The organism is Nocardia sp. NPDC004278 (assembly GCF_053602975.1).
Map to the genome: position 1 here is coordinate 13,860 of NZ_JBSGEQ010000022.1, position 23,052 is coordinate 36,911.

Genomic DNA, 23,052 nt, shown 5'->3' on the forward strand with positions numbered 1-23,052 from the left:
TTTCCATCATCCGCATACTGTCAACGGATGGCGCGTGGGAGTCAGGCGGCGGGTCGAGGACCTGCCAGATCGACGAGATCGCCATCCTTTGGCACCGAATCCGCGGCGGCTGCAAGCGACTTCGCACGCCTACTGCCCACGAGGAACACCACAACCAGCAGTACGCTCAACCACACGTAGGTGTTGCCCCACAGGTGTTGCCAAGGCGTCCACGACAATTCGCGTCGATTATCGCCGGGCATCCAGTTCTGCGGCCCGTAGACGAATGCCGCCGCGGTCACCACGATGGCCACATACCACCCGATCGCCCGACCCCGCGGCACCGTGGTCGCATAACAGACCATCCCGAACAGCGCGGGCGCGATCATCACCCAGTGATGCGACCAGGAGATCGGCGATACCAGCAAGGTGAAGACCGCATTGATCCCCAGCGCGAGCGCGGGCGCCTGTTCCGCCTGTCGCATGGCCGCGACCACCAGGACGAGCAGCGCCGCACTCAGCACCAGCCAGAGCACGGTGAACAGCGGCTTCTCCACGCCGAACCGGGCCAGCACGGCCTGAATCGACTGGTTGGTGTGGAACGACGAGCCGCTCAATCCCGAGACGTTGCCGAGTCCACCGAACCAGTAGGTGGCCGATTCCTTGGGCAGCACCGCGAAGCTGAGCGCCGTCGCCACCGCACCGGTGACGGCGGCCGTCACCGCCGCGCGATAGTCCCGGCGCACCAGGAAGTACAGCACGAACGCAGCCGGAGTCAGCTTGATCGCAGCCGCAACGCCGACCAGCATGCCGCGCCGCCACTTCGGCTTCTCGGTCAGTGCGTCGGCGGCGACCAGCACCATCAGCAGCAGGTTGACCTGACCGAAGTCCAGCGTCGAACGGATCGGCTCCAACAGCATGGCCAGCGGCGTCGCACATGAGGTGGCCAGCAGCGCCAGCCGCAGCCCACTGTGTTCGGGCCAGCGCCGCCGCGCGACCAGATACAGCGTGACGGCCAGCGCGAGCGTCGAGGAGATGAAGAAGGTGAAGGCCGCGGCATCCCAGGGCAGCAGCGCGAAGGGGCTCAGCACCAGTGCGGCGAACGGCGGGTAGATGAACGGCAGGCCGATGCCAATGGTGGTCTGTGGCAGCTGGCCGTACATATCCGCGCCGTCACGTAGCGCCTCGATGCCGAGCCGGTATACCTGCAGGTCGATGAAACCGCCGGTGATCCGATGGAAGGGCCACAGCGGTTCGGTCAGGCACCACGTGGCGAAGGCAATGAGCAACACCGGCACTAGCCACACCACGCGCCCGAATCGTCGGTTCACGGGCTTGGACCTATCTCGGGTGGTGACATTACTCATCCGCGGCGACTATACCGACCCGCGCGAACGCGTCCGAATCGGCGTTCCAGCCAGTGCCAATTCGGTGGCTCAGGACGTCTCGAACAGACTCAGCAGATCGTTCTTGCCGAACATGGCGGCCGCAGCACGCGCGGACGGGCTTCCGGCATCCGGATCGGCGCCCGCGGCGAGCAGCGCACGCAGGATCTCGACCTCGCCCTTGAAGACCGCGCCCGCCAGCGGCGTCTGCCCTTTGTCATTGGCCCGATTCGGGTCGGCGTCGCGCGCGAGCAGCACCCGCACCGCGTCCTGCTGACCGTGGTAGGCGGCCAGCATGAGCAGGCTGTCGCCATGGTCATTGGTGAGGTTCACTGGGACACCGGCGTCCAAGTAGGCCGTGAGCTGCTCGGCATTGCCATGGCGCGCCAGATCGAAGATCTTGGTGGCGAGTTCGAGCAGTTCCGGATCCATGTCGTCAGCGCTCATCTGCCCAGTACTACCACCTGAGATCGGTCATCGCCGGTAGGTGCGGCCGAATGTGCGCACCGGTCTGAACATGGGCGGTCGCTGTCGATAACAGTTTGATAACTCGAGGATCGGGTACTCCCCCATAATGACAGCAACGCGTAAGCGACTGCACCGCTCCGCCGGTGTCGATCGCGGAACAGCGCTGCTTGCCTCGATCACCTGCCTGATTTTCGTGGCTGGCATCGCGACCATCACCCGATCCCTCTCGACGACCGCGGCCGCAGCCGCATGTATTGCCGCCGGACTGGCTGTGACGCTCGGCATCCTGCCGCACAGTCGTTAGCCGCCCCACCAGAGATCCGACACTCCTTGCCGATACGGCAGGCTTATCGCCGTGCGTGTTTTGCTGCTGGGTCCGTTCGAGGTCCGCGATGATGACGACCGACCGATTCGGATCGCCGGAGTCAAAGTGCGCGCATTGCTGGCCCGGCTCGCCATGGAACCAGGCCGAGTGGTCCCCGCCGATGTGCTCGCCGACGCGATCTGGGATGGACACCCACCGGACAATGGCGCAAACGCCTTGCAGGCCCTGGCGTCTCGGGTTCGGCGTGCGATCGGTACGGCGCGCGTCGAGGGGCGGGCGCCGGGCTATCGGCTGGTCATCGACCCCCTCGATGTGGATGTCGTTCGATTCGAACGGCTGACCGCGGCGGGGCGGGAGTCGAGCGAGCTGGCCGCATTGCGCGAGACCGAGGCGTTGTGGCGTGGTCCGGCGCTGACCGACCTGCTGGAGTTGCGGTTCGCCGCCGATGCGGCGGTGCGGCTGGACGAGCTGCGACTCGACGCGGCCGAACACCGGCTCGGGCTGGAGGTCGCCGCGGGTAACGATGTCCTCGACGAACTGCGCGTACTGGCCGAGGCGCATCCGCTGACCGAGCGCATCCAGGGGCTGTTGATCCGCGCCCTGTACGCGGCGGGTCGGCAGGCCGACGCACTGGCCGCCTATGAACGCACCAGGGATCGTCTCGGTGACGAACTCGGCATCGATCCCTCCCCCGAGCTGACCGAACTACACCTGTCGATATTGCGACAGGAACCTTCGACAGCCCGCCGCCGCACCAACTTGCGTGCGCAGATAACGAGTTTCGTCGGGCGCGAAGACGATGTGGCCGACCTGACCGAGCGACTGAACACCGCTCGCCTGATCTCCATTGTCGGGCCCGGTGGCGCTGGCAAGACCCGGCTCGCCGTCGAGGTGGCCGAGCGGGCCGACGATGCGGTCTGGTTGGTCGAACTCGCCGCGGTGACCGATCCGGAACAGGTCGCCTCCGCAATGCTCACCACGATCGGGGTGCGCGAGGTCGGACTGCTCGATCCGTCGACGGGCGAGCCCATCGACCGGCTGACGGAATACCTTGCGCAACAACGTGTCCTGCTGATCCTGGACAACTGCGAACATCTGGTCGAGGCGGTTGCCGCACTCGTTGACCGGCTGCTGGGCGGGTGTCATGAGCTGCGGGTGCTGGCCACCAGCCGGGAACCACTCGCCATCGATGGCGAACATATCCACCAGATCCGGCCCCTGCCCTGGCCCGAGGAGGTGGCCGATGCCGAAAGCTTTCCGGCGGTACGCCTTTTCGTCGAACGCGCGCGGGCGGTGCGCCCCGATTTCACGCTGGACGCGAGTACCGCGCTGGCCGTGATCGAGATCTGCCGACGGCTCGACGGACTGCCGCTGGCGATCGAATTGGCGGCGGCTCGGCTGCGGGCACTATCGGTCGGCCAGATCGTGGCGAAGCTGGATGACCGGTTCACACTGCTCGGTCGGGGCAGCCGGACCGCACAGGCCAGACATCGGACACTGCGTGCGGTCATCGAATGGAGTTGGGCGCCACTATCGCAACCCGAACAGGAACTGGCCATGTGGCTGGCGGTATTCCCGGCGGGTGGGACCCTCGACGCCCTCGATGATCTCGATCTGCTCACCGATCTGGTGGACAAATCGCTGGTGGAGCGCAGCGGTGAGCGGTACCGGATGCTCGAGACCATCCGGTCCTATGCGCTGGAACGTTTGGCGGAATCCGGGCGTGCGCCGGAGGTCCGCGAGCGGCACGCACGCCACTTCCTGCGCGTCACCGAATCCGCGGAGGCCGAGCTGCGCACCGCACAGCAGCTCGGCGCGCTCGCCCGGCTCGATGCCGAGCGCGACAATATTTCCGCCGCACTGCGATTCGCGGTCGATACCGGTGATGCCGAACTCGGTATCCGCTTGATCGCGGCGATGTTCTGGTACTGGACGTTGCGCGGGATCCACAGCGAACGGCTCCGTTGGACGCGAGCGGTGCTCGAGATCGGCAGCGGGCTGCCGGATGAGCTGCGGGCGTTGCACGGTGTGCTCGACGGATTGTCGCGATACGAGGCCGGGTCGATCGAGGACGGCATGCGGGCAGTGACAGCGGGCCTGGAAATCGCGAGGGGTTCAACAGATCTGCCCACCGGTCCCGCCCGGACGGTACTGCTGGTCGCGCCCGCATTCCTTGAAGGGGCTGGTCTTTCGGCCTCGAAATGGCCAGCGCTCACCGGTTGGGAACATGGCATGGCGCTCTTGCTCAGCGCTTCGAACATCGATCAATTGACCACCGCGAGATCGGAGTTCGAGGCGGTCGGTGACCGTTTCGGACTGTCGACAACGCTGCAATCGATCGCCGATGACCACATGGTGCACGGTGATCTGGCACAGGCGGTCACCGCGCTCACCCGTGCCGCCGAGGCCTTCGAAGAGCTCGGCAGCCCGGGCGATGCGGCGGCCGTCTGCGCCGAATTGGCCATTGCGCTGGCACGGCTCGGCGAACTCGACCGCGCCGACGCAGCACTCGCACGGGCTCGTCAGCATATGCGGGCGGCTGGCGAACCTGGCACCGCCGTCTATGTGCGGCTCGCGTCCGCAGAGTATCTGTTGCGCAGCGGGGATCGGAAAGCCGCGCTGCACGAACTGGATCGCGCCGAGACCGGTCTCGCGCGCACCGCCTTCGGCACCCGAGTTCGGGCTCGCAGTGCCGGTTTCCGGGCGCTCATTGCCGTTCTGGACGACGATCCGACGGCGGCACGGCGGGTGCTCGACGCGGCAGTCAAGAGTTCGATCAGCGCTGGCGAATCCGCGAGCGGTGCGCAACCACCGGATCTGGCGATGTTCGCCCACCTGTATGCCGCGCTGACAGTGCGCGACGAGCCGACCACCGCGGCCCACCTGCTGGGTGCCGCGGCCGCCATGCTCGGCACCGCGGATCGGCGTGGCTACGACAATCTCGTCGCACCGGCCGAACGAGCCGGTGCGGCACTCGGACCCGAGGCGTTCTCGGTGGCCTTCGACAGCACAGCCGCCCTGACTCCCACCGCCGCAGTCGAATTCCTACTCGCCCACGCCACTACCGCCCAGCAGAAGGCGTAGAACTCGGGACATCCGCTATACCGCCAGAGCCGGTGGCGCCGCGGTGGCCCGGCTGGGCGGGTGGTAGGCGTGCCATGCGGTGGCGAGGCGGTCGATCGCCTCGGTGAGCGTCTGCGGTGGATGCCGGAAGTGGATGCGGACATGGTCGTCGCTGCGCCCCGACACGTCGAGGCCACTGCCAGCCAGTACCGCGACACCATGCCGTAGCGCGGTTTGCGCGAAGGAACTTCCGTCGCCGTACGGCAGGCGAATCCACAGGGTCTGACCGCCGCGCACCGGCGTCGCGGACCAGTCTGGCAATTTCCGGGACAGGGCGGCCAGCACGAGATCATGACACGACTCGCGTTGCGCGGCCCGGGCCGCGCACAGGGTATCGATCCGCGGCACCAGGTGGGCGGCGGCCAGCTGAGCCGGGAGATTGCCGCCGAGGTCGTGCACCGCCCGCAGGCGGGTCAGCCGGGCAATGGTCGCCGCCGACGCACGCACCCAACCGATGCGCAACCCACCCCAGATGTTTTTGCTCAGTGAACCGATCGTAATGACGGTTGCGGCATCGGCGGCCAGCGGCTGCGGCAGGTCGACCCCGGGAAAACCGAGATCGGCCACGATTTCATCGGCGATCAGCGGAACATCCACGGCAGCGGCCACTTCCACCAGCCGTCGCCGCACCAGCGCGGAAAGTACTGCGCCCGTCGGGTTCTGAAAGGTCGGCGTCACATAGGCGAGTGCGGACCGATGCATGCGCGCGGCCGCTTCGAATCCGTCGAGCCCGAGCGGCAGCGGATGCAGCAGCGCACCCGCCTCGCGAAATGCCTCCAAAGCGCCTGGGTACGTTGGGGTTTCCAATAGCACGCGATCACCGGGCCGCAGGAATGCGCGGGCGAGCAGTGATAACGCCTGCTGACCGCCATTGGTCACCAGTACCTCGTCCGGCCGCGTCGGCACACCCTGTCGCAGATAGCGCTCGGCAATGGCCGCGCGCAGGGCCGGATGGCCGCCCGGGTAGTAGCCGATATCGGCTGTGGTCGAGGACAATTCGGGCAGGATCCGCGCATACGCCTCGGCCACCTCCGGCGGTGGGCACTCCGGCGCGGCGCAGGCCAGCGATATGACATCGGGTCGCGGCTCGAGCAGATGCAGGAACATGGGCGCACCGGTCGTTTCCGGTGTGGCCACCGTCGCCACACCGGCGACCCGGGTGCCGCTCCCCCGGCGCCGGGCAATGCGCCCCTCCGACTCCAGCAGGTCATAGGCCGCGACCACCGTGCTCCGTCCCACGGCGAGTTGCGCGGCGAATACCCGGTCCGGCGGCAGCGCGGCGCCCGGCGGCAGCTCACCGTCGTCGATCAACTGCCGCAGCCGGGCTGCGAGCAGCACATAGAGCGGTCCGCGACCCGACGACCAGCGGCCGAGTCGCTCCGTCACAGCAATTGGCTCCATCTCCAAACCAATTCTGCCGGATTGGCCCTGTCCGCGCGCACCGGCCCCGCCGAGGATCGTTCCCATGACCGAAGAAACGATCACCACGCAGGCGGTCTCCATCGATCGCGCCATCGCGGCACTGCCCGGCCCCTTTCAACAATCCCTGCTGGCACGGGTCAACGACACCGTTGTCAAGGCCGCCCGCCTCGAGGGTGCGTTCCCATGGCACCACCACGACGAGGACGAACTGTTCCTCTGCTGGGACGGCACCTTCCGCATCGAACTCGAAGGACAGCAACCGGTGAGCCTCGGCGCCGGTGATATCTACGTGGTGCCCAAGGGAATTCGGCATCGTCCGGTGGCGGACACACCGGCGCATGTCGTGCTGGTCGAGCGGCCCGAGACGAAGCAGTACGGCAACTGAGGCCTATCTCTCGAAATCGACCGGTACGGAAGCGGATTCGGGACCGCACCCGCGGCGATCACGGCGAGCAGGGCAAGTGCGCGTTCAGACACCGCCCCCGGCTCGGCGTGGTAGGCGATCAGTATCTGGCCCGGAGCGGCATCGACCGTGCAGGTTTCATAGGACGGGCACACAGCCGGGGAGGATTGCGGGGTCGCTGCCGAGGCATCCCGCTACGCTTCATCGGTGACTTTCACTACGAATGAGCAGCAGTTCCTCGCGGAGGCCGGGATCGGTCGGCTGGCGACGGTATCGCCCGACGGCGTTGTACAGAACAACCCGACCAGCTATCGGGTGAATGCCGACGGCACCATCGACATCGGCGGTATGCGCATGCACAGCAGCCGTAAGTACCGCAATGTCGAGGCGGGCAGTCGGGTGTCGTTCGTCGTCGACCAGCAGGTCTCGTTGGAGCCGTATGTGATTCGCGGCATCGAGGTGCGCGGCACGGCCGAGGCGCTCGACGACCAGGAGCCGCCGTTCCCTCCCCAGGAGCGCTCGATCATTCGGATCCACCCCGAACGGATCATCTCCTGGGGCATCGACGGCGGCTCCTTCGATTTCACCAGTCGCACGCCCAACAACTAGGTGGTCGTGCCCGTAAGTCCAACAGACTCACGGGCGCGCCCCTTGGCGCCCCAGTGTGCCTATCTGATCGCGTCGATCAGCAACTTCGCTGCCACCGTTGCCCCATCAGCGCGGATCATGCCGGCCACCTCGCTCGCACGCGCTCGGGCGGTGGACGTCAATGCCATGTCGAGAGCGGCGGACAATGACGCTTGATCGGGATCGGCGTCCGCACACGCCGTGCCGATGCCGAGATCGGCCACTCGGCGCGCCCAGTATGCCTGGTCCGTCATCTGGGGTACTACCACTTGAGGCACGCCGGCTCGGGCGGCGGTCGTTGTCGTGCCCGCACCGCCGTGGTGGATGACGGCCGCGACCTGGGTGAAAAGCGCCTGATGGTTGACCTCGCCAACGGCCATGCAGTCGGCGAGGTCGTCGATCAAGGCCAACTCGGCCCAGCCACGAGAGAGGAGCACACGGCGGTTGTGCGCGCGGACCGCTTCGATCGCGACCCGGGCGATGCCGTTGTGTACCCGCATGCTGCCGAAGCCGATATACACCGGGGGTGAACCCGCATCCAAGAACGCCTCCAACTCGGCGGGGAGAGGGCGTTCGTCGGGAACGATCCAGGCACCGGTCTGTACGACATCCAGACCGGGTGATTCTGGCCATGGCCCCAGAACCGGGTCCGCTGCCAACCACGGGCGGTCGGTGACGACATGGTCGCGCACATTGCCCACTGGTGGCAGCCCGAGGGCCGCCCGGCCGATATCCAGCGCCTCGCCGAACTGCGCGTTCCACCCCTGGGCGTCGATCTCCCACAGCAGTTGGTTGCCAATCGCCTCCGGCGCGGGCCGCTCGCCTGGCATCCGCGGCATCGGCGGATGATGCGGCGAGGGCAGGCTGGTCGGCTGGTAGCTCGCGTACTGGTAGTGGATTCCCAGTTTCTCAGCGGCCGACCGGGCGGCGAGTTCCGTAATGCCGGTTGCTATTACCGCATCGCATCTTGCGGCTGCTGCGGGGATCGTGTCGAACTGAGCTGCGGGCCACTTGTCTACGTAGTCCAACATATCCGCCATCGAGGCTTTTGCACCATCCGAACCCGGTATCGGGGGCCCCAACGGCACCAGCGGCACGCCCAGCTCAGTGAAGCGCCTCTCGAAGTTCGGTGGCGCGCACACCCGCACCTGGGCTCCGAGCTCCTGCAGCCCCAGCGCGAGCCCCAAGGCCGGCTCGATATCGCCGCGTGTCCCGCTCGCCGACAAAAGCACCTGCACGCCGTCACTCCTTTTTCGCATGTTCCGGCGTGGACCGTAGTCGGCCATAGGAAGTCCGGCGATCAAAGTGTCCCCACCGGTGATGGTGGCACCGTGCTCGTAGCAAACCTGGCGGTCGTGAGCACCTCAGCCCCCGCGTCCGGCTAACTGTTACCGCAGTTGACCCCGCGCCCCCAAGGTTGGCGGTACCCGCCGTACGACCTTGTGACCGCTGTATCGATTGCGGGGCGGAAATGGTCCGAACCAGCTGGGATATCGCCCGCTATTGCTGATACCGAAATGTCGGTCAGGATATTAAATGGCTGCTGAAGTACTAAGATGTCTGCGAAGGTAAGCGAGTCGGCCACGTGAGGCGGTGATAACGCATGGTGACACAGCGCGACGAACACCGATCCCTGTACCTGTCTTATCTCGAACGCTGTAACGAGCACGATTCCGATCGAATGGCGTCATTTTATACATCGCCTATCAAGGTCAATGATGTCCCTATGGATCCAGCCGCCGTTGCGGCGCAATTCTCGGATCTCTTCGCCGCATTTCCGGACTGGCATTGGGAGATGCGGAACCTCCTGGTAGACGGCGACTATATAGCGGCGCACTTCACCGTAACCGGCACCCACCGGGGGACTTTCCATGGAATTGAGGCAACCGGTCGTCGGGTGACTATTTCCGAGTTCACTCTTTATCGCCTCGAAGACGGCAAGTTCGCCGAGGTCTGGGACCTCTCCGATATGGACGCGTTGATGAGGCAAATCGGGCAGGGCGAACACAGGACGACCTCCGCCGACGAAGCTGGTACAGCGGATATCCGACATCGCTGAGCGCGTCTGGTTCCGGTCACACACACGTGCGGCACGACGTATGGCCATGGCGGCATGCCCCGTGCCTACCCCGGTGTGCACAGCCTGGCGAGTGGCGGTGCCACAGCGGGCGGCAGATGTGGCGGTCGACGAATTCGTCGGCGATCGGGAACGCATCGGCGGCGCCGACACCGTCGAAGCGACCTGTGCCCGACGTCGGCCGAACGAAATATCAGTTCCGCTTGCAGCTTCGTTCGGCACCGGCCGCGGGTGAGCGCAGGCCGATGCGGTCGGGACGGCGCACGTCGAGTGACCGGCCGGCGCGAGGGATTCGGAAAGCTGCCCGAACTTCGGCGAGGTGGCGTCAAAGTTTCGTTGCGAGGCAACGGATCACGGTTCCCACGGTCCGATGAGCGGCCGCACGCGACACTGGCCGGGCACACACGGCCGGGTTTCGCATGACCGATCACACTGTGGGAGACACTATGAACGAGTCCGTCATTCAGCTGCCGACCGCCGGCGAGCCAGTGTTCCAGACGTTCGATCGAATCCGTCGGCGCGGTCCGGTCGTTCCGATCGAATTGGCCGGCAATGTCGCGGCCTGGGTCGCGGTGAGCTACCAGGCGGTCAGTGAAATTCTCGCCGGTGACGGCATATTGTTCAGCAAGAATGCGCGAAACTGCCCGGCGCTGCACGACGGTACGATTCCGGCGGACTGGCCGATGCGGGCCTTTACCGACATCGATCACATGCTCAACCTCGACGGCGCCGATCATCGGAGGCTGCGAAAGACGATCGGCCAGGCGTTCACTCCGGCCAGGGTCGCCACCCTCGAACCTCGGATCCGGCAAATCATCACCGAACTCATCGATGACATTCCCGATCCCACTGCCGAGGTCGACCTCCTCGCCAACGTCACCATGCCGTTTCCCGTGCGGGTCATCTGCGAGCTGTTCGGGGTACCGACAGTCGATCAACGGCAATTCCGGAGCTGGGCGGCCACGATCATGTCGCATCTGCGCACCGGCGAGGAGATTCACGCCGCGATGGGTGCCATGATCGGCTACCTCACCGAGTTGCTGAACAGTAAGCGCCGACGTCCCGGCGACGATCTGACCTCTGCCCTGCTGCAAGCCAATGCCGACAACGGTTTGACCGCCAAGGAAGTGGTCGACATGTTGTGGCTGGTCATCATGGCCGGACATGAGACCTCGGTGCATCTGCTCGGCAATGCGATAGTCACACTGTGTACCCACCCCGAGCAGCTGGCCAAGGCCCGGGCCGAGGACCGGTGGGAGGATGTCGTCGAAGAAATGCTGCGTTTCCGCTCCCCGGTGGGCAACATGTTCAACCGGTACGCGCTGCGGGATGTCACGATCGACGGCGTCGATATTCCCGCGGGGGCCATTGTGGGATGGTACGGCGGCGTCGGCCGGGATCTGGGTCATTACCCGAGCGCGGACAACTTCGACATAGACCACGATCACCGAGACCAGCTGGCGTTCGGCCGGGGACCGCACTTCTGTCTCGGTGCACCGCTGGCCAGACTGGAGGCCCGTACGGCATTGTCGGCCTTATTCAACCGGTTCCCGCGCTTGCGCTTGGCCTGCGACCCCGCCGCTATTCCCTACAGTCCGCAATTCATCACCTGCGGGCCACTCGCCTTACCGGTGTTCCTCGAACCCCGCGGGTAGCGCCGGGAGTCGCCGGTGTCGCCGATGCAGATTCCATGAACAAGGCTGAAAACCGATGCGGCGGGCGCACTTTCGCCGCGCACCCGCCGCAGGTCGGTTCGGAACTACTTCTCGATGCCCTCGAAGTCGAACAGGCCGTTCCACGCGAGATCGGCCTTCTTCACCTTCTCGGATCGACCGGCCGCGGCCACGTAGTCGAACAGCGGAATATCGGCCATATCTTTCAGCAGCAACGCCTGTGCCTGCCCCACGATTTTGTACGACTCCGCCAGCGTCGGCGCGGCGAGCGCGGCGTCGAGCAGATGGTCGAATTCGGGGTTGTTGTAGTTGACGTTATTGGTCTCGGAGAAGCTGTAGTACTGCGAGGTCAGGAATTGCAGCATGGTCGGGTAATCACCTTGCCAGCCGTACCGGAACGCCTTACCGATCGTCTTGGCGTTGATCAGATCGCGAATGTTCTTGAAGGTCGGATAGGGCACACCGACCGCATCGATGCCGAGTACATTCTTCACGCTATTGGCCACGGCCTCGACCCAGCCCTGGTGGCCGCCGTCGGAGTTGTAGGCGATCTCGTAGCGACCCGACCACGGCGAAATGGCATCGGCCTGTGCCCACAGCTTCTTGGCCTGTTCCGGGTTGTAGTTCAAAACCTCGACGCCGGGCAGGTTTTCATCGAATCCGGGCAGGGTGCGTGCGGTGAAATCGCGGGCGGGCTTACGGATGCCGTGGAAGATGTTCTCGCAGATCTGTTCCCGATTGATCGCCATCGACAGCGCCCGGCGCCGGAGCAGTCCCTCCTCGCCGCCGAAGTGCGCAACATTGGTCTGGATGCCGACGGCCTGTTTATAGGCGATCGGCTTGGTGATCGCGCGGTCGCCCAGATCCTTCTTATAGGTCGACATGGCGCTATCGGGCACGATATCGAGGGTATCGAGATTGCCCGCCTGCAGATCCGAGTACGCCGTGTCATAAGACTGGTACATCACGAAGCGCAGGCCCTTGTTCTTCGGCGGGCGTCCGCCCTTGTAGTACGGATTGGGCACCAGATCGATCTTGACGTTGTGCTCCCACGCGCCCGGGCGCGCGAACTGGTACGGACCATTGCCGATCGGGTTCTCACCGAACGCCTTCATATCCTTGAACGCGGCCTCGGGCAGCGGATAGAACGGCGTGAAGCCCAACTCGGTCTCGAAATCGATGGACGGCTGCTTCAACGCCACCGTAAAGGTCCGGTCGTCGACCACCTTCAGACCCGACATGGTCTGCGCCGTCGGCTTTTCCGCCGACACCTCGTCGAAGCCGATGACGGGTGCGAACACATAGCTCTGCAACTGCGCATTGGTGCCGAGGGCGCCGTAGTTCCAGGCATCGACGAACGACTTCGCCGTCACCGAGGTACCGTCGGAGAATTTCCAATCCGGTTTGATGGTGATCGTGTAGGTCTTGCGGTCGGAGGTCTTGATCGACTCGGCCATCTCGTCGTGCGCGATACCGTTCGCGTCGTAGTACTTCAGCCCCGCGAACAGCCGGTCCACGACCCGGCCGCCCATATTCTCATTGGTATTGGTCGGCACCAGCGGGTTCTGCGGCTCACCGCCATTGGTGGTGACGATACCGGCATCGGCACTGTCACTCGATGAGCATGCGGCCAGTCCGAGGCTTGTGGCCAGCAGTACCGCCGCGGTCAACGCTATCGCTCTGTTGAATCTCAACGCATTCTCCCATGTTCCACTTTGGAATGCCTTTGGACAGTAGCCATTCGAACCGGCGTTGTCCCGAAATCCACCGATCACCCGATGATTTCGCGATTGCCAGGGCTTCACCGAGCCGGAGCACGGTGGGCAATGCGACAACCTCGGCCATGATGTCGCCGCCGGTTATACCAGCGCCGTCCAGCCGCTCCACGGCCGTGGACCGACATCGCCACGGACACAGGCCAACCGCAGTTCCGCCTGCTCCCGGTAGGCGGAATTCGCGGCGGCCGCCTGCGCCGCCATCGTCGCCATCCGGAACTCCCGAATATCGCGCAATAGGTAGTAGCCGTCCCAGCGCATCACATCGCTGCCGTAGCCACGGCAATACTGCGCGTACTGCTCGTCGGTGATCCAGCCGAACGACGCACACTCGATCGCCGCGTGCACCAGATCCCATTCCGGCGGACCGATCGACAACTGCCCCGGATCGAGCAAGATAACGCTGCCATCCTCGGCGACAACGACATTGCCGCTCCATGCGGCGCCATGGACAACACACCAGGGCCGCCCGGTCGGCAATGCCGCCCACCGCCCGCGCAGTTCCGCCAAATGCCCACGCAACCAGGACCTATCGTCGGCACTCATGGTGTGTGCCGCCGCAATGCGTTCATCGAGCCCGACAAAGGGCGCCACCTGCCCGAACTCCAGATCGGTCGGCGGCGAAAGTCCGTGCAGCCGCGTCAGCGCCGCGGCCACCTCCGTGGGTGTGCCCGCGCGGTGTTGCGGCAGCGCATGCCAGAAGGTCACCGCGCGTCTGTCCACCACCACCGGCTGCCGAATATTGGCAACGGCCCGCATCACCGGGACTCCGGCGGATGTCAACCACCGGGCGACATCGACCGCACGTCTGGCCGCGCCCTCTTGTCCCGGCGTGCCGATCCGCACCACCACGCCGTCGGGCAACCGGTAGTCGACCTCTTCGCTGACTCGACCCAGTTGCGCACCCGCGGCATTGATTCCAGCGCTCACGCAGGCGGCCCGAAGAATCGGTCCCGTCCCATTGCCCCGCCGCATCGCGGTCATAGCCCAATGGTAGCGGTTGGATCCCACGAATTATGTTGATTAACAATCAATCTGATCCGAGGCCTACCGCACCGATCGAAATGTTGCCCTGGAGTTGCCATGCGAGCGACCGGCTCGGCGAACAGGCTGTTTGGATCGGCTCGAGGTCTGCTCGAGGTCCGCGCCTAGGTGCAGGAGCCAGAGTCGACCCATGAGAGCCGAAGATCTTACGGCCGTGGTCATCACGTCCGTCGCGGACGCGATCGGCCTGGAAAAGATCCGAATTCATCCAGAGTCGACGCTGATCGGCGATCTCGGCGCCGAATCGATCGACCTGCTGGATATGTGGTTCCGCATGCACCGGGATTCCGGAGTCGAGATCTCCGGCGACGATGTAGCCGCGCTGTTGCGGGGAGATATTCCCGACGATGAGTTCGGTGGCGAGGTGGTCAGCGAGATGGGGTTGGCCCATCTCGAGCGAGTGTTGCCGCAGTTCGACAGTGATTCGCTGACCCGCCCGCTGCGCAGTGATCAGGTGCTCGAGTTGGCAACTGTCGGCAATCTGATCGATCTGGGGCATCGGCTCGCGGCACAAGAAAGAGGCCAGGCCGAGTCGGTGGCGGTGGGTGCCGAACTCTGAATACGGGTAACGGGCCGTGGCGGGGGCGGCCCGTTGCCATTCGGCCCACTGCGGACCGAGGTGATGCGTGTTACGCTGCGCACTCGAAATGAACGGCAGTGTTCACGGATCTGATTTCTCGGTCTCGGTGGAGGAAATGATCGAATTCAGACTATTGGGGTCCGTGGAGCTCGTGGTAGATGGCAAGACCATCGATCTGGGTCCGTCCAAACAGCGCGGCATTATCGCGGCAATGCTCGCGGAGCCGGAACGCCCGATCTCGACCGAAGCCCTGGTGGACCGGGTGTGGGATGATCCACCGGACACCGTCCGGCATTCGGTGTACACCTATATGACGCGGCTGCGCCGGATATTGCGCACGGCAACCGCACATTCCGAGGAAACGGCGGCGATCGGCCGCACCGTCGGTGGCTATCGCCTCGACGTCGATCCCAACCGGATAGATCTTTTCGAATTCCGCCGACTGCTGAACCGATGTCGGGCAATGGATGCCAACCATCCCGATCGCGCCGACCTGCTGGCATCGGCCCTCGCCAGCTGGCGCGGGGAACCGCTGGCCGGGCTGGACAGTGATTGGGCCCTGCGCTTCCGGGAAAGCCTGCGCCAGCTCCGCCACGAGGCGCTCGTCGAATGGGCGGATGCCAGTCTGCGCCTCGGCCAGCTGAAAGTGGTGGCCGCCGAACTACGCAAGGCGCTGTTGGAGAGTCCGCTCGCCGATGATCTACACCAGCGCCTACTGACCGCCTACTATCTGGATAACCGCGGCGCAGAGGCACTTTCGCACTACGACCGCATGCGACGCCGCTTCGCCGCCGAACTCGGCGTCGATCCCGGCCCACGGCTGCGCGAACTGCACGAACTGCTGCTGGGTAGGCAGGAGCCCAATACCGCTGTGGTGATGCCGATTTCGACCCGTCATGCCGCACCAACTCTTCCTGCGAACGCTTTTCGCGGCCGTACCACCGAAATCGCGTGCATCCAACGAACACTCGCAGAGCGGAGCGCTTCCGCGGTTCTGATCACCGGCAGCCCGGGAATCGGCAAGTCCGCCTTGGCGGATCACCTGACGAACCTACTGCGTGACCGCTTCCCCGACGGCGTGCTGCACGTGGATCTGGGCGGTACCACCACCCCCGCCGCCTCGTCGGACGTGCTCGAACAGCTACTCCATCAGCTCGAAATCACGTACATCCCAACCGATCTCGCTGCCCGTCGCGCTCGCTACCTGGCCGCCCTATCCGAACGGCGCATGCTGGTGGTCCTCGACGACGCCGCCACCGACACGCAACTCACCCCCTTACTCCCGGTCGGCCCGCAGAGCGCGACCCTCGTCACCAGCCGAATCTCGCTGAGCCCACCCAACATTCATCGCGTAGTACTGAACGAACTATCCATGAGCGAAAGCATCGAGGTTCTGGAAGCCGTCCTCGGCCCAGACCGTGTCCGGGCCGAGGAATGGGCCGTCAGCGCCCTGACCCGCTGCTGCTCCGGCATCCCCCTGGCGCTGCGAGCCGTCGCCGCCCGCCTGACCGCCCGCCCCCACTGGACCATCGTCGAACAACTCGGCCGAATGTCCGACGAAGAACAACGCCTCAACGAATTCACCTACGGCCCTTACGACATCCGCCGCAGCCTCGCGGCAACGGTAGACCGCTTAACCCCCACCACCGCCGCCGTCTACCACCACCTGGGCACCGTCCTAACCCCCCGCGAACTCTTCAACTCGGTAGCCCTCCCCACCGGTACCGACCTATCCGCCCTCGACGAACTACTCGCCGCCCACTTGATCTCCGTGGTCCCCTCCCCCAACACCAGCCACCCCCACTACACGATGCTCGAAATCCATCGCCTGTACGCCAAACAATTGGCCACCCAGGCACTTGTCGCCGATCCGCCCGAAGCCATCCTGGCCTGATCCACGACTTGTGTCGAGGTAGTCGTCACCGACCGGAAGTTGTCGTTTCCGCGGAACTGCTCGGCGGCGCCGTCGTACTCGTAGTCGCCGTGGCCGGATCTCGCCCTGGCACGGCATCGGCACCGTAGAAGACCGGCAGCATCGCTTTCAGCAGTACCAGCGCCGACCCCTCACCCGACGGTACCGTCGCGAGGTTGGTGCAGATCGCGATCGTGAGATCCGACACCGAGTCGTGGCCCATGAACGTCATGAATCCCGGAATCTGACCGTCGTGACCGATGAGGTGCGGACCGAATCGCGCAATGCCCAGGCCGTATCCGGCATTCTCCGGGTCGGCGGGATCGATCGGCTGAATACTGTCCAGCCGAGTCTTCTGCATCTTCGCGTCCAGCAGTCCGCCGCCGACGAGCGCCTTCACATAGGTGGCCAAATCTTCGGCCGTCGAGATCGCGCCGCCAGCGGTCCACGCCCATGACGGGCTCGCGTTCGTCTCATTGTTCGGTTTCAGGGTGCCTGCGACCGCCGCGGCTTGTTCCGCGGCGGGAAGTGCGAATGTTTCGATGGTGGAGACATTGGTGCCGAAGGAATAGCCCTGCGGGTGCGGATCCGGAATCGAGGAGTCCGCTACCGCGGGCAGCAACATGTGCTTCAGCCCGAGCGGTTCGAAGATATGCTGCCGAAAACTCTCGGCAGCAGTCATTTTCGTGACCTTCTCGATGACCAGCCCGAGCAAGATCGTATTGGTATTGCTGTACTCGAACTTCTCCCCGGGCTGGAAGTTGACCGGATGCGCGAACGCGATCGCCAGCAACTCTTCCGGCCTCCAAACCTTCTGCGAATCGCTGTCGAGGGTGGCATTGAACTGCGGATCGAACGTGTAACTGTATAGACCACTTCGCATTTCGGAGAGCTGCGCAATAGTGATCCGATCACCGTTCGGCACCCCCGGCCAGTATTTGTCAATGGGATCATCGAGCGCGAGCTTGCCCTCCTGCACCAACCGCAGAATCACCGTCGACGTCATGGTCTTGGTATTACTGCCCACCCGGAAGTAGTCACCGACCGACATCGGCTCACGCGCTTCGACACTCCGACTACCGAACGCCTCGCCCCAATCCCCTTGCTTCCCCGACCTGACAACCACCACCGCCCCCGGAATAACGTTGTCCTTCATCACCGTCGCTATCGCCGATCTGAGACCGGCGACATACGCGGGCTCAGCATGCACCCCTCCCGAGACAGTCGAATGCGTACTCCCAGAGCTCCCACCGGAATCCGTCGAAGTCCCACAGCCCATCACAATCAACAGCCCCGCAGCCGCAACACACGCAGCAATACCCATCCGATGTCCCATAACTCTCCGCCCAAGGTTTGCTGGAACGTGGCTATGCAGCGCGCACCACCATAACCCCACACCACACCGCCTCGGGCAGGAATGCCGCACCCCAAACGCCCCCACCGGTCGGTCCGCATTACGTCGTTGGAAACCAGGTCGGCGCTCCAGGGAGGCGAGCGCCGTCGCCGTCATCGACCCAGTCGCCCGCGATCGACCAATCAATGGCCGAACAGCACTGTGTTCACTGCGGCGAAGCACGAGGTGCCCATCACCAGTGACTTTGTGGCGCTTGGCGTTCGAACCGGCAAAGGTGTTGCCACTTAGCCACCTTCGACTTCCTGACATCGGTCGACAGATTCGCGCGGCAAAGTACGCAGGTTAAGCAACTGGTATTAGACCCGCTACCTTACCCAGCGCCCAGCCCCTGGTCAGTTCCGCCATCGACGATTTCGGCGTAGTACGCCCGAACGTCGCCGTCAACAGCCGACGGTCCGATCTGCCAGTGTAAGGGCTCGTCGTCGAGCCGGAAGGAGATAACTTCGGATGCCCATTGCAGTATCTCTGGTCCGTCCATGAGCGGGGCACTCGAGAGAATTCTGATGAGCGCCCATGAGTCGGCGTGCAGACGCAGTTCCCAACGGCTCATCGAACCTGGAACATAGGCGTGCCATGTCGCGGACAGACTGCTAGGCGGCTGCCAGTCGCTGGTGACGATACTGCGTGCGGCCAGCTTCTGTATTGCCCAGTCCTTGGCCTCATCAAGTGTGGCTGCCGGATTCGTCACCGACGAGACGATCCCGACGGCCGAGCCAGTTGGGCCACGAAACACGACGACCGAATTCACATCGGTAGTCTGCCGGTGCCGCATGTATCGGGCTCTGAGGTCGGCCATAACCCACCTGCCATTCGGCATCATCGCGCACAGTTCCGTCTGCCGGACCAGACTCTGCAGGAGCTGTGTGTTCGATTCCAATCCCGTGATATCCGAGACGGCCAGTAACAATCCCACACCTACATCGGCACCGGTGGCCAAGATGTTCGTGACGGCTACTGCGCCATGCTGGTCCTGCAGAAGGGTGTCAGCATCGTCGACTGCAACGAAGATTGCCGGCTCGTCCTGGCAGGGCGTATAGCTACCTTTGGCTCTTCGAGATTCAATTAATCGTCCGGCTATCTCCAGACTATTCATTGTGGCTTCGAGCCCGATGGCCACATACCCTTCGTCATACAAAGGCTGCCACGTCACGTCGAATCCGTTTCGACCGGAAGCATCGGACGGAAACACAAAGAAGCACCCAGACTGTAGTGCCTGGGCCATGACCAAGCGCAGAAAGCTGGACTTCCCCATCGCTTGGTCGCCGATCACCAGTGAGGAATAGACCGCTCCTGTAGCGGGATCATTCAATCGCCATTTCAACGGCACAGGATCCCCATCGAGGGTCTCGCCGACAATGATTGCTCCGGTGGCTGGGTCGTAGGTTTGTACGCCGTCGTAAACCCAGGCCTCGTCCGCCTGGCGTTCCGCCTCTCGTGTCGAACCGATCCACTCCCGAATCAATCGATGCAGGTCAGCATTGCTGCATTGCCAGCAATCACTGTCCTCGGCGTGTTTAGTGGTGAGATGTACGGCGGGAGGCCGGCGGACTGGCGGCGCCTTGTCACCGAATACGCTCAGAACGGCGTCGGAATTCTCCGTCATTGCCGTGAACATCGCCTGCCCCTCGCGTACTCGATTCGCATCGAGCCGCCAGTCGCTCAACTTCGGCGCGGATATGCCACGCAGTACCGGGAGGCGAGGCTCGGGCGGAATGTCCTGCGAGATCACATGACTGCGTAGACGGTCCGGAGACTGCGCGGAATAGAACCTGGCCAACCCTCCCCAACCATCCAGAACGACCTGCAGCAGACGAAACCCAGCGGACCGCATGGCGCGCATGGCAAGGGTTGGGTCACCCGCACGCCACTCCGTCAACTTCTCGTTATAAGGCGGCACGAAGTACGAGATGAGGCTGTGTTCGATGAGGTTGACTACCGTACTGGTGATCGGATTGCCCTCGGACGTACAGAACGTCTCGAGGTATGCCTCGAGGCTGGGCCCCTCCTCCGCATCGTCGATATGGTCATCACCTGTCCACATGCCTTCCTCGAAAGTGAGTGGTGCCACGAATATTTCGTAATCGCTGTCTACGTGGTCCTCATAGATTCGTTGCAGCTTCTTGTGATTCTGAGTGCGCTGCCAGGCGTTGGTGCTCCCGTCCTCACCGAATGCCTGGCCGATATACATGACCTCTTGGCCAGCGAGGTCGGACTCCGCTCCGGACAGTAGTGATGCCAACGCCCACGCATCACCATGAATGAGTCGGTCTCCGACATACATCGAGAAGTACGCTCCTTCAGCATAGAGGCGAAAATCTCGAAGCCCACCCAGTCGTTGGAAGTCCGACCCGCTGGTACCGACCCGCGCCACACCATCCATGGTGCGAGTACTGAAGTCGGCCGTGAGAATTTGATCATCGATCCGAACCGATCCCTTGACGATCTTCGTGGCGGGTCGCCGAGTGATGATGTACCAATGGCTGAACTGCAGCGCCACAGCGAGATCGGCTGAGTCGAAGCGCCGCTGATAGATATGTTCGACCCGAAGCCTGTAGACGAGAGTACCGGCCACGTCACCCCTCCTCGGTGCACCACTCCCCGGGCCTACTGCCCGACGCATCGACCATACGAGGGAGCACCGACACCTTTACCTTCCGCGCTACCCCATGCACCGGCCTCGACCCGAGGGAGCAAGCCTAAGGGGGCGGGACGAGCTCGGCCGAGTGGAGCCTCACTCCAAACAAACACTCGGAACCAAAAGGACGGCGGATGCTCGTTACGTGTATCCGCCGTCCATGGTGGACATGGCGGGAACTTACTCGAACGGGACCGACGTCCTGCAGAACTTCGCTGATCTGCGGAAACGGATCGATCGAATTGGACCGCGCAAGTCACGACCAACTCGGCCAAGGTCATCCGGTGGGTCGAAGAAGCATCTGGGGGCAGATGAGGTCGCCGCGATAGTCGCCAAATACACCGCTGGCGCGCCGATGACACAGTTGATGGCGGAGCACCACATCGCTAAGCGGATTGTGGCGAAGATCAGGGGGTGGAGATCAGACCGGGGGCGGCCAAAGGCGTTAACTCCCCTCCCCTCGATAGGCAGCGACTTGCTACATGTCGTTGACGACATATATCGTCGTCGTCATGGGTGAGCTGTTCACCATCGAGATTGAGCCCGATTTGCGGGACTGGCTGGAAGCTCTGCCAGCCAGGCACTTCCTCAAGATCGACGAATATGTCGGTCTACTCGCCGAACAGGCAGAGTCGCTCGGTGAGCCCTACGCCCGGTATCTCGGCGACGGTGTCCGCGAACTCCGCCCAACTGTGGATGGTGCCGCCATCCGCATCACTTACTGGCTTGCACCCGGACGGCGAGCGATCCTGCTGACCGTGTTCCGCAAGACCCGGATGCGAGAAGATGCCGAAGTAAAACGCGCGAAACTCGCCCAGCAAGTCTGCCAGGCCGAACACGAACCCGCCCACCAAGAATTCGTTCGCACAGTAGAGAGAGGAGAACTGGACCGATGAGCCACGCACGATGGAAAACCCTCCGGGAACGCAAACTCGCCGAGGGCTACACCGAACCCAACGATGTCACCGAGGCCCGCCGCGAAATCCGACTCTCCATGGCGCTGGCCAAAGCGGTTTACGACCGCCGGACCGAACTCGGACTGACTCAAGCCGATCTCGCCGACCGTGCGGGTCTCACCCAAGCCAAAATTTCACGCATCGAGGGCTCCGACACTGTGCCAACCCTCCCCCTGCTCGCCAAACTCGCCGACGCCCTCGACGCCACCCTCAACATCGCTCTCGACGCCGACGACACCCAAGTGAGCTTCACAAGTCACCACACGGACGCAGCCTGAAACGGGCTCTCGGGGTCTTACTTACTCTGGATGACTCCCGTCGTAAACCACTGGACGAGAGTCACAGCGAGCATGGATGCCATCTGGGTAGCCTCCGGCGTGATCGGAATCGCGGCTGTGACGCCTTCGTGCCGATCTGTGTGCCCTTCCCACAACAGCCGAATCATCGCGACTACTGCAGATGCCGGTGCTGACACACCAGACCTGCCGTTGATGCCGATCCGATACAGATTCCCCTGCCGATCGAGTTGACCAAGTACATGCCCCAACTTCGCACCCGTCTCATGGGGCACGGCCACCGGAATCGCGGCTGCCTCGACAGCAAGAACCGCTTCGCGGTATGCCGTGGACGGATCAGGGTGAAACCTCGGCTGCTGAATGGCTGTCAAGTTCGAGAATCGTTGACCGTCGCGAGTGCAGAGTAGTGACCGATAGTCGCCTGCGCCAATGGCTTTCGCGCCAATACACAAGCGCACACATCACGCGGATCAAACCTTAAGACGCATGGAAAGGACCAACTCAGCGAGATCGCGACAGATGTATAAAAGAAGCTGCAGGTCTATGACCTGCAGCTTCCCGTTTTGTGGAGCTGCCGGGAATCGAACCCGGGTCCTCCGCCGTGTCTTCAGGGCTTCTCCGTGTGCAGTTCGCTAGGTCTCTACTTGGATCTCCGGGTCTCGCGAACAAGCTCGGATGACGATCCCAGTCACTGTTGGATGTCCCGTCCGGCTCCGCGACCGAGTCGGACGGTAATTCCCTCTAGCTGATGCCAGTACCCGGGTCGAGGGACGAACCCGGACTGACAGAGACGCCTGCTACTTAGGCAGCGAGGGCGTACTCGCGCTGATTGGAATCGGCGCTTAATTGGTTGCAACGACGCTTACGGTGGTCTCTTGCCTGCACCGACACGCTTCCCCTGAATCAACGTACGCAGTCGAAACCGTTCAGCCCCGTACGTCCCGACACCTTGTCGGGC

Annotated in this window: 18 protein-coding genes and 1 other RNA gene; 10 read left to right on the top strand and 9 right to left on the bottom strand. The window is 63.8% G+C overall.

Annotated elements, in window-relative coordinates:
* Positions 1 to 41 precede the first annotated feature (41 nt).
* Together ACWEO2_RS28755 and ACWEO2_RS28760 are read right to left on the bottom strand one after the other, a co-directional pair.
* The gene (locus ACWEO2_RS28755) at positions 42 to 1,346 is read right to left on the bottom strand and encodes a glycosyltransferase 87 family protein (protein ID WP_452408180.1); all 1,305 of its coding nucleotides are present in this window, start codon (positions 1,344 to 1,346) and stop codon (positions 42 to 44) included.
* A gap of 69 nt (positions 1,347 to 1,415) precedes the next feature.
* Entirely contained in the window at positions 1,416 to 1,811 is a 396-nt protein-coding gene (locus tag ACWEO2_RS28760; RefSeq protein ID WP_354958163.1) for an ankyrin repeat domain-containing protein, read from the bottom strand.
* A 127-nt stretch (positions 1,812 to 1,938) separates the two neighbouring features.
* Here ACWEO2_RS28760 and ACWEO2_RS28765 point away from each other — a divergent pair, with 127 nt between their 5' ends.
* Positions 1,939 to 2,136, top strand: a complete 198-nt coding sequence (locus tag ACWEO2_RS28765) for a hypothetical protein (protein ID WP_452408181.1) — start codon at positions 1,939 to 1,941, stop codon at positions 2,134 to 2,136.
* Positions 2,137 to 2,187: 51 nt separating this feature from the next.
* Entirely contained in the window at positions 2,188 to 5,241 is a 3,054-nt protein-coding gene (locus tag ACWEO2_RS28770) for a BTAD domain-containing putative transcriptional regulator (RefSeq protein ID WP_452408182.1), read from the top strand.
* A 15-nt stretch (positions 5,242 to 5,256) separates the two neighbouring features.
* Here the strand turns inward: ACWEO2_RS28770 and ACWEO2_RS28775 are convergent, their stop codons facing one another.
* Complete coding sequence (locus ACWEO2_RS28775) at positions 5,257 to 6,666, bottom strand: aminotransferase-like domain-containing protein (protein ID WP_452408183.1); 1,410 nt, start codon at positions 6,664 to 6,666, stop codon at positions 5,257 to 5,259.
* A gap of 79 nt (positions 6,667 to 6,745) precedes the next feature.
* Here ACWEO2_RS28775 and ACWEO2_RS28780 point away from each other — a divergent pair, with 79 nt between their 5' ends.
* Both ACWEO2_RS28780 and ACWEO2_RS28785 read left to right on the top strand, forming a co-directional pair.
* Entirely contained in the window at positions 6,746 to 7,087 is a 342-nt protein-coding gene (locus ACWEO2_RS28780) for a cupin domain-containing protein (RefSeq protein WP_354958169.1), read from the top strand.
* A 225-nt stretch (positions 7,088 to 7,312) separates the two neighbouring features.
* Entirely contained in the window at positions 7,313 to 7,714 is a 402-nt protein-coding gene (locus ACWEO2_RS28785; RefSeq protein ID WP_354958170.1) for a PPOX class F420-dependent oxidoreductase, read from the top strand.
* A gap of 59 nt (positions 7,715 to 7,773) precedes the next feature.
* On the opposite strand, the gene ACWEO2_RS28790 is transcribed toward ACWEO2_RS28785, so the two are convergent.
* Positions 7,774 to 8,970 carry a glycosyltransferase gene (locus ACWEO2_RS28790; protein WP_452408184.1) on the bottom strand — a complete coding sequence of 399 codons (1,197 nt, stop codon included), beginning with the start codon at positions 8,968 to 8,970 and terminating at the stop codon, positions 7,774 to 7,776.
* Between the two features lie 365 nt (positions 8,971 to 9,335).
* Between ACWEO2_RS28790 and ACWEO2_RS28795 the strand changes: the two genes are divergently transcribed.
* Together ACWEO2_RS28795 and ACWEO2_RS28800 are read left to right on the top strand one after the other, a co-directional pair.
* The gene (locus ACWEO2_RS28795) at positions 9,336 to 9,791 is read left to right on the top strand and encodes an ester cyclase (protein WP_452408185.1); all 456 of its coding nucleotides are present in this window, start codon (positions 9,336 to 9,338) and stop codon (positions 9,789 to 9,791) included.
* Positions 9,792 to 10,255: 464 nt separating this feature from the next.
* Complete coding sequence (locus tag ACWEO2_RS28800; RefSeq protein ID WP_452408186.1) at positions 10,256 to 11,464, top strand: cytochrome P450 family protein; 1,209 nt, start codon at positions 10,256 to 10,258, stop codon at positions 11,462 to 11,464.
* Positions 11,465 to 11,568: 104 nt separating this feature from the next.
* Here ACWEO2_RS28800 and ACWEO2_RS28805 read toward each other — a convergent pair whose 3' ends face one another.
* Together ACWEO2_RS28805 and ACWEO2_RS28810 are read right to left on the bottom strand one after the other, a co-directional pair.
* Positions 11,569 to 13,176: a peptide ABC transporter substrate-binding protein gene (locus ACWEO2_RS28805; RefSeq protein WP_452408187.1), complete on the bottom strand. Its 1,608-nt coding sequence runs from the start codon at positions 13,174 to 13,176 to the stop codon at positions 11,569 to 11,571.
* Positions 13,177 to 13,341: 165 nt separating this feature from the next.
* A complete protein-coding gene (locus ACWEO2_RS28810) occupies positions 13,342 to 14,241 on the bottom strand; it encodes a phosphotransferase family protein (RefSeq protein ID WP_452408188.1) in 900 nt (299 codons plus the stop codon).
* Between the two features lie 190 nt (positions 14,242 to 14,431).
* Between ACWEO2_RS28810 and ACWEO2_RS28815 the strand changes: the two genes are divergently transcribed.
* Positions 14,432 to 14,860, top strand: a complete 429-nt coding sequence (locus tag ACWEO2_RS28815) for an acyl carrier protein (RefSeq protein WP_452408189.1) — start codon at positions 14,432 to 14,434, stop codon at positions 14,858 to 14,860.
* A gap of 163 nt (positions 14,861 to 15,023) precedes the next feature.
* Positions 15,024 to 16,775: a BTAD domain-containing putative transcriptional regulator gene (locus ACWEO2_RS28820; RefSeq protein ID WP_452408190.1), complete on the top strand. Its 1,752-nt coding sequence runs from the start codon at positions 15,024 to 15,026 to the stop codon at positions 16,773 to 16,775.
* 25 nt (positions 16,776 to 16,800) lie between these two features.
* Here the strand turns inward: ACWEO2_RS28820 and ACWEO2_RS28825 are convergent, their stop codons facing one another.
* Both ACWEO2_RS28825 and ACWEO2_RS28830 read right to left on the bottom strand, forming a co-directional pair.
* On the bottom strand, positions 16,801 to 18,129 hold the full coding sequence (locus ACWEO2_RS28825; RefSeq protein WP_452408292.1) for a serine hydrolase domain-containing protein: 1,329 nt from the start codon (positions 18,127 to 18,129) through the stop codon (positions 16,801 to 16,803).
* A gap of 388 nt (positions 18,130 to 18,517) precedes the next feature.
* Positions 18,518 to 20,779 carry a hypothetical protein gene (locus ACWEO2_RS28830; RefSeq protein WP_452408191.1) on the bottom strand — a complete coding sequence of 754 codons (2,262 nt, stop codon included), beginning with the start codon at positions 20,777 to 20,779 and terminating at the stop codon, positions 18,518 to 18,520.
* Between the two features lie 575 nt (positions 20,780 to 21,354).
* On the opposite strand from ACWEO2_RS28830, the gene ACWEO2_RS28835 reads away from it, so the two are divergent.
* Both ACWEO2_RS28835 and ACWEO2_RS28840 read left to right on the top strand, forming a co-directional pair.
* A complete protein-coding gene (locus ACWEO2_RS28835) occupies positions 21,355 to 21,738 on the top strand; it encodes a type II toxin-antitoxin system RelE/ParE family toxin (protein WP_452408192.1) in 384 nt (127 codons plus the stop codon).
* Positions 21,735 to 22,076, top strand: a complete 342-nt coding sequence (locus ACWEO2_RS28840) for a helix-turn-helix domain-containing protein (protein WP_452408193.1) — start codon at positions 21,735 to 21,737, stop codon at positions 22,074 to 22,076. Before ACWEO2_RS28835 ends, ACWEO2_RS28840 begins: the two co-directional genes overlap by 4 nt.
* Positions 22,077 to 22,657: 581 nt before the next feature.
* Here the strand turns inward: ACWEO2_RS28840 and ssrA are convergent.
* Positions 22,658 to 23,028, bottom strand: a transfer-messenger RNA (tmRNA) gene (ssrA, locus tag ACWEO2_RS28845).
* Positions 23,029 to 23,052: the final 24 nt, after the last annotated feature.